This is a genomic window from Streptomyces sp. SID486 (assembly GCF_009865385.1).
Classification (GTDB): Bacteria; Actinomycetota; Actinomycetes; order Streptomycetales; family Streptomycetaceae; genus Streptomyces.
Map to the genome: position 1 here is coordinate 21,123 of NZ_WWJT01000028.1, position 9,488 is coordinate 30,610.

General features: G+C 73.8%; 7 protein-coding genes. 2 read left to right on the plus strand and 5 right to left on the minus strand.

The annotated features are described in order from the left end of the window. Positions 1-102 precede the first annotated feature (102 nt). Positions 103-1,794: a DUF885 domain-containing protein gene (locus tag GT045_RS01350; RefSeq protein ID WP_161293749.1), complete on the minus strand. Its 1,692-nt coding sequence runs from the start codon at positions 1,792-1,794 to the stop codon at positions 103-105. A gap of 53 nt (positions 1,795-1,847) precedes the next feature. Then, positions 1,848-2,333 (minus strand): Lrp/AsnC family transcriptional regulator, encoded by a 486-nt coding sequence (locus GT045_RS01355; RefSeq protein WP_161293751.1) that lies wholly within the window; start codon positions 2,331-2,333, stop codon positions 1,848-1,850. Positions 2,334-2,393: 60 nt separating this feature from the next. Here GT045_RS01355 and GT045_RS01360 point away from each other — a divergent pair, with 60 nt between their 5' ends. Continuing rightward, on the plus strand, positions 2,394-3,635 hold the full coding sequence (locus tag GT045_RS01360) for a PLP-dependent transferase (protein WP_161333030.1): 1,242 nt from the start codon (positions 2,394-2,396) through the stop codon (positions 3,633-3,635). Between the two features lie 288 nt (positions 3,636-3,923). Here the strand turns inward: GT045_RS01360 and GT045_RS01365 are convergent, their stop codons facing one another. The 3 genes from GT045_RS01365 to GT045_RS01375 all read right to left on the minus strand — a co-directional run bounded on the left by GT045_RS01365 (position 3,924) and on the right by GT045_RS01375 (position 8,195). Continuing rightward, on the minus strand, positions 3,924-5,351 hold the full coding sequence (locus GT045_RS01365) for a GNAT family N-acetyltransferase (protein ID WP_237538262.1): 1,428 nt from the start codon (positions 5,349-5,351) through the stop codon (positions 3,924-3,926). A gap of 126 nt (positions 5,352-5,477) precedes the next feature. Continuing rightward, entirely contained in the window at positions 5,478-7,064 is a 1,587-nt protein-coding gene (locus tag GT045_RS01370) for an alkaline phosphatase D family protein (RefSeq protein ID WP_161333031.1), read from the minus strand. Between the two features lie 300 nt (positions 7,065-7,364). Then, the gene (locus GT045_RS01375) at positions 7,365-8,195 is read right to left on the minus strand and encodes an alpha/beta fold hydrolase (protein WP_161293757.1); all 831 of its coding nucleotides are present in this window, start codon (positions 8,193-8,195) and stop codon (positions 7,365-7,367) included. Positions 8,196-8,498: 303 nt separating this feature from the next. On the opposite strand from GT045_RS01375, the gene GT045_RS01380 reads away from it, so the two are divergent. Continuing rightward, complete coding sequence (locus GT045_RS01380; protein ID WP_161293759.1) at positions 8,499-9,260, plus strand: GntR family transcriptional regulator; 762 nt, start codon at positions 8,499-8,501, stop codon at positions 9,258-9,260. Positions 9,261-9,488: the final 228 nt, after the last annotated feature.

Sequence of the window (9,488 nt, forward strand, 5' to 3'; positions counted from 1 at the left end):
GGCACCAGCTAGCCGCCCGTGCACCGCCCGCGCCACCGGGAGGCGGCCGTCCGGCCGAGCAGCCGCCGGCGCCGGGCGGGCCGGTCGCCGTACGGCCGGCGGTCAGAGCCGGGACAGCTCGTCCACCAGGTCGTCCAGACCCAGCGAACCCTGCGACAGCGCCGCCATGTGCCATGCCTTCAGGTCGAACGCGTCACCGCGCCGCTCGCGCGCCCTGTCCCGGCCCAGCAGCCAGGCCCGCTCACCGAGCTTGTAGCCGATCGCCTGGCCCGGGATCGTCAGGTACCGGGTGAGCTCGCTCTCCACGTAGTCCGCCGGCCGGCTGCTGTGCGCGCCGAAGAACTCCTCGGCCAGCTCGGGCGTCCACCGCTCACCGGGGTGGAACGGCGAGTCGGCGGGGATCTCCAGCTCCAGGTGCATGCCGATGTCCACGATCACCCGGGCCGCCCGCATCATCTGCGCGTCCAGGTAGCCGAGCCGCTCCTCCGGGCCGGTGAGGTAGCCCAGCTCGTCCATCAGGCGCTCCGCGTACAGCGCCCAGCCCTCGGCGTTGGCGCTGACGATGCCGACCGTCGCCTGGTAGCGGGAGAGGTTCTCGGCGACGTGCGCCCACTGCGCGAGCTGGAGGTGGTGGCCGGGGACGCCCTCGTGGTACCAGGTCGACACCAGGTCGTACACCGGGAAGCGGGTCAGGCCCATGGTGGGCAGCCAGGTGCGGCCGGGCCGGGAGAAGTCCTCCGAAGGGGCCGTGTAGTAGGGGGCCGCCGCACCGCCGGGCGGGGCGATGCGCGACTCCACCCGGCGCACCCGCTCGGCCAGCTCGAAGTGCGTGCCGTCCAGTTCCTCGATGGCCTTGTCCATCAGGCCCTGGAGCCACTCGCGGACCTCGTCCACGCCCTCGATGTGCCGGCCGTGCTCGTCCAGGTGCGCGAGCGCCACCCAGGGCGTCCGGGCACCGGGCAGGATCTTCTCCGCCTCCCGCTCCATCTCGCCGAGGATCCGGTGGAACTCCGCCCAGCCGTAGGCGTACGCCTCGTCCAGATCCAGGTCGGTGCCGTTGAAGTAGCGCGACCAGCGCGCGTACCGCTCCCGGCCGATCACGTTCGGGGCGCCCTCGATCGCCGGCGCGTACACGTCCCGCAGCCAGTCCCGCAGCTCCACCAGGGCACGGGTCGCCGCCCGCGCCGCCTCGTCCAGCTCCGCGCGCAGCGCCTGCGGCCCCGCGGCGGCGAAGTCCTCGTACCAGCCGCGGCCGTCGCCGTCCGTGTCCGTCCACTCGGTGAGCTGGCCGATGTACGTCGCCGTGGTCCTCGGCGCCGCGAACAGCTTGCGCTCCAGGCCGAGTTCGAGCGAGGCGCGGTAGCCCGCGAGGGCGCCCGGCACCGCGCGCAGCCGCTCCGCGATCGCCGCCCAGTCCTCCTCGGTCTCCGCCGGGGTGACCGTGAAGACCTCCCGCACCGCGTGGCCGGGCGTGTCCATGTTGCCCACCCGGCGCAGGTGTTCGTCCGCGTCGTGGACGGCGAGTTCGGCGGTCAGCCGTTCCCGCAGCAGGCGCCCGCAGCGGCGCTCCACTTCGCTGTCCGCACCGGGCTGCCGCTCCGCCTCGTCCAGCTTCGCGAGGGTCGCCCGCGCCAGCTCGGCGAGGGCTTCCTGACCGGCCGGTGAGTAGTCGGGCAGCCGGCTCGAACTCTCCTGCACACCGAGGTAGGTACCGGTGACGGGGTCGAGGGCGATGAGGTCGTCCACGTAGGCGTCGGCGACCTGTCGGGGCAGCGGGATCTGGGTCTCAGACATGCGGCCCATCCTCGTACGGGGAGGATCTCCGCGTCACCCGGGTATCGGGCGATTCAGCTCTGGGCGTGGCCGGGCGGCAGCAGCGGCCCGCACTCCCACTGCTGGAAGATCAGCCGGGTCTCCACCCGGGCCACCTCCCGCCGGGCCGTGAACTCGTCCAGGACCAGCCGTTGCAGATCGGCCATGTCCGCGACGGCGACGTGCACCAGGTAGTCGTCGGGCCCGGTCAGGTGGAACACCGTCCGGGCCTCCGGCATCGCCCGGATCCGCTCCACGAACGGTCCCACCAGTTCCCGCCGGTGCGGGCGGACCTGGACCGACAGCAGGGCCTGCAGGCCGCGGCCGAGCCTGGCCGGGTCGAGCTGGAGCCGGTGGCCGAGGATCACACCGGAGCGGCGCAGGCGGGTCACCCGGTCCAGACACGTCGACGGCGCCACGCCCACCTGCGCGGCGAGGTCGCGGTAGGTGGTCCGGGCGTCGTTCTGCAGCAGTCGCAGCAGATGGAGGTCCACCGGATCCAGTACGACAGATTCGGCCATCGGCCGAACGTAGCACGGTGTTCGATTCCCGGGAACCGTTCGATGTTCACCCTTCCGCCCATGGACACAGCGAGCACCGGCGCCTACGACGACGTACGCGCCGCATCGAGAGCCCTGGCCACCGAGGCCGTGCACGCCGGCCGCGACGACCTCGCCCGCCAGGGCCTGCACACCCCGCCGATCGACCTGTCCACCACCTACCCCTCCTACGACAGCCGGGCGGAGGCCGCCCGCATCGACGCCTTCGCCACCGACGGCGCGGACCCGGCCGGACCGCCGGTCTACGGCCGTCTGGGCAACCCCACCGTGGCCCGCTTCGAGACCGCCCTGGCCCGCCTGGAGGGCACCGAGTCCGCCGTCGCCTTCGCCAGCGGCATGGCCGCGCTCAGCGCGGTCCTGCTGGCCCGCGCCGCGGCGGGTCTGCGCCATGTCGTCGCGGTCAGGCCCCTGTACGGGTGCAGCGACCACCTGCTGACCGCCGGGCTGCTCGGTACGGAGGTCACCTGGACCGACCCGGCCGGCATCGGCGACGCGCTGCGCCCGGACACCGGCCTGGTGCTGGTGGAGTCCCCGGCGAACCCGACCCTCGCCGAACTGGACCTGCGGGCCGTCGCCCACGCCTGCGGCACGGTCCCGCTGCTCGCCGACAACACCTTCGCCACGCCCGTGCTGCAGCGCCCGGCCGAGCAGGGCGCCCGGCTGGTGCTACACAGCGCCACCAAGTACCTCGGCGGGCACGGCGACGTGCTGGCCGGGGTGGTCGCCTGTGACGAGGAGTTCGCCGGCCGGCTGCGGCAGATACGGTTCGCCACCGGTGGCGTGCTGCACCCGCTGGCGGGATATCTGCTGCTGCGCGGCCTCGCCACCCTGCCGGTGCGGGTGCGCGCCGCCTCCGCGAACGCCGCGGAGCTGGCCCGCCGGCTCGCCGCCGACCCGCGCGTGGCCCGGGTGCGCTATCCGCGGCTCGGCGGCGCGATGGTCGCCTTCGAGGTGCACGGCGACCCGCACGAGGTGATCTCCCGGGTCCGGCTGGTCACCCCCGCGGTGAGCCTGGGCAGCGTCGACACGCTGATCCAGCATCCCGCGTCCATCAGCCACCGCATCGTGGACGCCGAGGACCGGCGCGGGGCGGGGGTGAGCGACCGGCTGCTGCGGCTCTCGGTGGGCCTGGAGGACGTGGACGACCTGTGGGCCGACCTGGACCAGGCCCTGGGCAGGCCCGCCCCGACGCCGGTACCGCTGCGGGAACGGGAAGCGGTCCGCGAGCCGGTGCGTGAGCCGGTCCGCGAACCGGTCCGCTGACGGCCCGCGGCGGGGCGGGGGCGTCCTGCCGCGGGGCGGGGTCGTCCTGAGACCGGCCCCGGGTGGGGCCGGGTGCCCTGCCACGGGCAAGGCGGGGCCGAGGTGACCTGCGGTGGCCCGGGTGGGAGGGGGCGTCCTGCGGCGACCTCGGTGGGCTGGTGGTGTGGGGGAGTGCCGGCAGCCCCGGTGGACCGGGTGGTGTGGGGCAGTGCCGGCAGCCCCGGTGGGCCGGGTGGTGTGGGGCAGTGCCGGTGGGCCGGGTGGACTGGGTGGTGTGGGTGGTGTGGGTCAGTCCCGGTGGGCCGGGTCGTCGAGTCGCTGCCGGCCGGTGCCGAACCGGGAGGCGGGGGACGCGTCCCGTGCGCCGTGCAGCCGGGCCGTGATGACCAGCGTGCCCTCCTCGACCTGGTAGTCCAGCGGCAGCCCCAGGCCGCGCATCGCGGCGACCATGCCGGTGTTGGACGCCCTGGTCACGGCGTACACGCTCGCGCAGCCGGCCTCCACCGCCAGCGCCACCAGCCGGCCGAGCAGTTCACCGCCGATGCCCCGCTGCTGCCACTCGTCCTCGACCAGCAGCGCGACCTCGGTCTCGTCGCCGTCCCACAGCAGATGCCCGAGACCGACGATCCGCCCGGAGGCGGTCTGCGCGGCCAGCGTCCGGCCGAAGCGGGGGCTGAGCAGATGGTTCAGGTAGCGGTCCGCGTCGCCGACCGGACCGTTGTAGCGCAGACCGAGCGTGTCCGGCGAGCACCGGTCGTGCATCGCCCGTGCCGCCGCCAGGTCACCGGTGTCGACCCGGCGCACGGTGATGTCGTTGCCCTCGGGCAGGGTCAGTACGTCCTGGCCGCGGGGGATGCGCGGCCCGAGCCTGCTGTCCAGCTCCACCAGTGCCCGCGCCCGGGCGAACTCGGTGGGGGTGAACGGCAGGTACGGCCGCTCCACGGTCAGCACACCGCCCTCGGGCGCCGGCAGCCGCATCACGGTGTCCTCCAGGATCCCCTCGACCGGCACCGGCTGCGGACCCCGGCCCCCGCCGGCCGGCCTGCCCGGCAGCGAACGGATCGTGCACCGCCCCAGCAACTGGCGCAGGGCCAGCGGGAGTTCGGCGGTGTCCAGAGCCGTGCGGGCGGCCAGGCCCAGCACCCGGGTGGGCGCGTCGACCAGATCGTGGGCGTCGGCCCGCTCGATCCAGGTGGAGGAGCCCCCGGCCAGCGCCACCGCACGGGTGATCTCGGCCGCCGCGAGCGATCCCGGCGCCCGCAGCAGGAACTCGTCCACCGTCCCGTCGGCCAGGGGGTGGGTCTGCAGGCTCAGGATGTCCACCCGGCGCTCGGCGAGCGCCGAGCACAGGACGGCCAGGGAGCCCGGTTCGTCCTTCACCGTCGTCCGCATCCGCCACAGCACGCCGGCGAGGCCGTCGGCGGCGGGCTGCCCGGACTGCCCGGCCGGCCGCGTTCCGGCGGCCGGCCGGGCGCCGGTATCGCTCACCGGCGGCGCGTGTCCGTGGCGGCGTGACCACCACACGTGGAACGCCGCCGTCGAGGCCAGCGCCATCGCCGAGATCACCAGCAGGGCGGGGCCGTCGGGCCCGTGCCCGACCATGTTCGCCACCGCGTCCGCGACGGCCACCGCCGTGAAGAGCGCGGCGAGTTCGACGGCGTCCCGCCGCCAGTGGTGTGCGGGCCGTCCGTGCTTCGCCCGGGTCACGTCAGACATGTCTGGAGTCATGCAGCCACTGTGAAGGAGCGGTGTTGCGTGATCACGAACTGATTGTGACCGATGGGTAAAGCATGCTCCGTCCGGTTTGTTGCACTTCCCACGACCGACCGGACGACCGGTCTCCTACTGGCCGACCCGGCCCGGCTGCAACGTCCGGGTGAACAGCACCGTGCCGTCCTGCTCGCGCAGCCGGACCGTCAGCTCGCCGCTGCTCCCGTCGATGTCGACCTCGCCGAAGAACTGGTACCCGCCGGCGGGGGAGACGTTGGACGCGGCCGGTGCCTTCACGAACACCCGCTCCGGGCCGAAGGTGTCGTCCAGCGCGCTGGCCGGGAAGGCGCCGGCGTTCAGCGGACCGGAGACGAACTCCCAGAACGGCTCGAAGTCGGTGAACGCCGCCCGGGAGGGCTGGTAGTGCTGGGCGGAGGTGTGGTGCACGTCCGCCGTCAGCCACAGCGTGCCGGTGATCCGCCGGTGCTTGACGAACCGCAGCAGCTCGGCGATCTGCAGCTCCCGGCCGAGCGGCGCGCCGGGATCCCCCTGGGCCACCGCCTCGATGTGGGGCCGGTTCTCCGTGGTGTCCGGTACGACGAGTCCGAGCGGCATGTCGGCGGCGATCACCTTCCACACCGCGCGCGACCGGGCCAGCTCCCGCTTGAGCCACTCCAGCTGCTCCCGGCCCAGGATGCCCTGCGGGTCGACGGTCTGGTCGTCGGGGGAGTTGGCGTTGCGGTACGTCCGCATGTCGAGCACGAACACGTCCAGCAGCGGGCCCTGGCGCAGCACCCGGTACACGCGGCCCTCCCGCGCGCCGGGGCGCAGCGTGGAGAGGGGGAAGTACTCGCTGAACGCCCGCCGGGCGCGTGCGGCGAGGACGTCGATGCTCTTTTCGGTGTAGCGGGTGTCGGAGGCGGCGACGACCTCGCCCGGGTACCAGTTGTTGCGTACCTCGTGGTCGTCCCACTGGACGACCGAGGGCACCTGGGCGTTGAACCGGCGCAGGTTCTCGTCAAGCAGGTTGTAGCGGAAGTTGCCCCGGTACTCCGCGAGGGTCTCGGCCACCTTCGCCTTCTCCTCGGTGGTGACGTTCCGCCAGGTGCCGCCGTCGGGCAGCGCCTGGGTGGCGGTGATCGGGCCGTCCGCGTAGATGTTGTCGCCGCTGCACAGGAAGAAGTCCGGGTCCAGCTTCGCCATGGCGTCGTAGATGCGGTAGCCGCCCAGGTCCGGGTTGATCCCCCAGCCCTGGCCGGCCAGGTCGCCCGACCACAGGAAGCGCACGCCGTCCCGGCGGCGCGCGGGGACCGTGCGGAAGGTGCCGGTCACGGGTTCGCCGGTGCGGCGCGGGTCGTCCGGGTCGGCGAGCAGGACGCGGTAGTGGATCTGCTCACCGGACGGCAGGCCGTGCAGCCGGGTGGTGCCGGTGAAGTCCGTGCCGGCGCCCAGCAGCGGTCCGTGCCAGCGGCGCGGGTCGCGGAACGACTCGGTGGCGGAGGTCTCCACGATCATCCGGGCCGGCCGGTCCGAACGCACCCACACCAGGCCGGAGTCGGCTGTCACGTCACCGGTCTGCACGCCCCACCCGGCCCGGGGGCGTCCCGAGCGGGCGAACGCCGGTGCGGCCCCGAGTCCGGTGGGCAGGGTCAGGGCCGCCGAGGCGGCGAGGGAGCCGCGCAGAACGCTGCGGCGGCCGGGGGACGGACGGTGTGACATGGCTGCGCCTCCAGGGACGGGATCCGGCCGGTGTGCAGAGCCACACCTACTGGTGCGCCGCGGCGCGCACGCGAACCGCAGGTGAACAACCGTCCGTCCCGCGGGCGGGCGGAGGGGCGGTCACCGACCACGACGCGGAAGGAGTCGGTCCCGTGGGGAGACTGGCGGCGCGGAGGGGCCGTCACCGACCCCCTCGCGGAAGGAGTCCGTCCCGCGGGGAGGCGCGGAGGGGCTGTCACCGACCACCCCGTGGAAGGAGTCCGTCCCGCGGGGAGCTGACCGCCCGTCAGTCCTGCCCGCTCAGCGGCTGCCGTCCAGGATGACCCGGGCGACCAGCGCCGGATCGTCGTTCATCGGGACGTGGCCGCAGCCGGGCAGCCGTACCAGGCGGGCGTGCGGGATGAGCTGCTTGGCGCGGATGCCCTGGCGCCGCACGAGGATCCGGTCCCGGGTGCCCCAGGCCACCGTGACCGGCAGGCCCGGCAGGGCGTCGGTGAACCGGACGTCGGTGCCCGCGCGCAGGGTCGGCCCGAAGCCGGTGGCGGAGGCGAGCGCGAGCGTCTCGGCGACCACCGCCTCGGGTGAGCGGCGGCCGGGACGGGCGTAGATGGTGCTGGTCAGCGCGGTACGGCCGGCCGCCGTGCGGGCCAGCCGCCGCACCAGCGGCTCGGGGAGCCGCTGGGCTATGCCCCGCATCGTGAGCAGCACGGAGAAGGCGTACCGTCGCTCGGCCTCCGTCCAGAAACCGGCGGGCGACAGGACGGTGACGCTGCGGGCCAGCTTCTCCCGGCCCAGTTCGAGGGCGAGCAGTCCGCCGAGGGAGTTGCCCGCGACGTGCGGGCGGTCCAGCTCCAGTGCCTCGAACAGTGCGCCGAGCACGGCGTTGGTGGTGGGCAGGTCGTGGGGCAGGCCGTCCGGCAGCGCCGGGGACGCGCCGAAGCCCGGCAGGTCGACGGAGATCACGTCGCGCTCGGTGGCGAGGATGTCCACGACCGGGTCCCAGGCCTGCAGGTGGTGGCCGATGCCGTGCAGCAGGACGAGCGGTTCGCCGCGGCCCACGCGCGCGTAGGACACGCTCACGTCACTCGTGCCGTGCGGGGTGGGGACCGTGAAGGAGGCGGTGGCGGACATGGGGTGCTCCTCGTCTGGGCTGCTGACGGACACGGTAGACAGCTTGTCAGCAATCACTACCGGTCGGTAGCCCCTGGGTTCGCGCCATCCGTACGACGGGGGTTTTGCCGCGATGTCACACACCCCGTCGCGTACGAACGCCTCGTGAACGCTCCGCTGCAGGTCACCCGCGCGTCCGTCACTCGGCCGAGGATTGGTCTTGACCAAGGGTGACGGCCGCCCTATGGTCGCAGATAAGTGCAACAACCTTTAATAAACAAGGGCGCCAAAAACTGCCGGACCACGGCTCTTGCGGAGGACAGGGTGGGGACCACGCAGCTGGAATCGGTACCGGAACCGAAGTACTGGCATCTGAGGACCGTGCTGAGCGAGGCACTGGACTCCGAGTTCTCGGTCGGTGAGATCCTGCCCAACGAGCGTGAGCTCGCGGCCCGCTTCGGCGTGGCCCGCGCCACACTCCGTCAGGCTCTCGAACAGCTGGAGCTGGAAGGCCGGCTGCAGCGCCGCCGCGGAGTCGGTACGACCGTCGCGCCGCCGCGCGTGGGCGTCGCCGTCGGCACGGAGCAGCACGCCTGGCCCGGCGCCGCCGGTGACGCCTGGCAGCCCCTCGACAGCGTCCGGGCGACGCCGCCCGCGGCCGTCGCCGCGGCCCTGGAGACCGGCGCGGACGAGGCCGTCCACACCGTCAGGCGCTCCCGCACGTCCCACGGTCAGCAGGTCGCCACCGAACTGCTCTACGTCCCGGCGGCTTCGGTACCGGGCCTGACCGCGATCGACGCCCCGTCCGGCGCGGCACGCGCGCGTGCGGTGCTGCGGGAACTGCAGCACCTGTCGCTGGACGGGGAGGACCGGGCGGTGGAGCTGGGCTCCGCGCGCGCGGACGACGCGAAGGAACTCGACCGGCTCCCCGGCTCCCCCGTACTCGTCGTCACCACCCGCTTCTTCGCCCAGGGCCGCACCACGGCACTCTCGGTGGCGACGTACCGCGCCGACACCTGCCGGCTGACCTTCGGCGACTCGACGGGAGTCGAAATACACCACGACCCGGAACGCCGGGCCTCCTGACTCCCCCCAGGCATCCGACCGACGGGAACCGCTGAGCAAAGGCCGCCCCGACGGCCCACAACCCACGCCCCGTCACCTGAAAGCCCCGGGCGCGGTGACCCACCCGGGGGCGCGGGGAACTGCGCGCCAAGCCACGACGCACCCGCACGGGCACACCACACCGGCCGCCCCGTCACCTGAAAACCCTGGGCGCGGTGACCCACCCGGGGGCGCGGGGAACTGCGCGCC

Excerpts from the sequence above, each read along its gene's own strand:
- GT045_RS01350 (WP_161293749.1), bottom strand. The coding sequence starts at position 1,794 with ATGTCTGAGACCCAGATCCCGCTGCCCCGACAGGTCGCCGACGCCTAC.
- GT045_RS01355 (WP_161293751.1), bottom strand. The coding sequence starts at position 2,333 with ATGGCCGAATCTGTCGTACTGGATCCGGTGGACCTCCATCTGCTGCGA.
- GT045_RS01360 (WP_161333030.1), top strand. The coding sequence starts at position 2,394 with ATGGACACAGCGAGCACCGGCGCCTACGACGACGTACGCGCCGCATCG.
- GT045_RS01365 (WP_237538262.1), bottom strand. The coding sequence starts at position 5,351 with ATGTCTGACGTGACCCGGGCGAAGCACGGACGGCCCGCACACCACTGG.
- GT045_RS01370 (WP_161333031.1), bottom strand. The coding sequence starts at position 7,064 with ATGTCACACCGTCCGTCCCCCGGCCGCCGCAGCGTTCTGCGCGGCTCC.
- GT045_RS01375 (WP_161293757.1), bottom strand. The coding sequence starts at position 8,195 with ATGTCCGCCACCGCCTCCTTCACGGTCCCCACCCCGCACGGCACGAGT.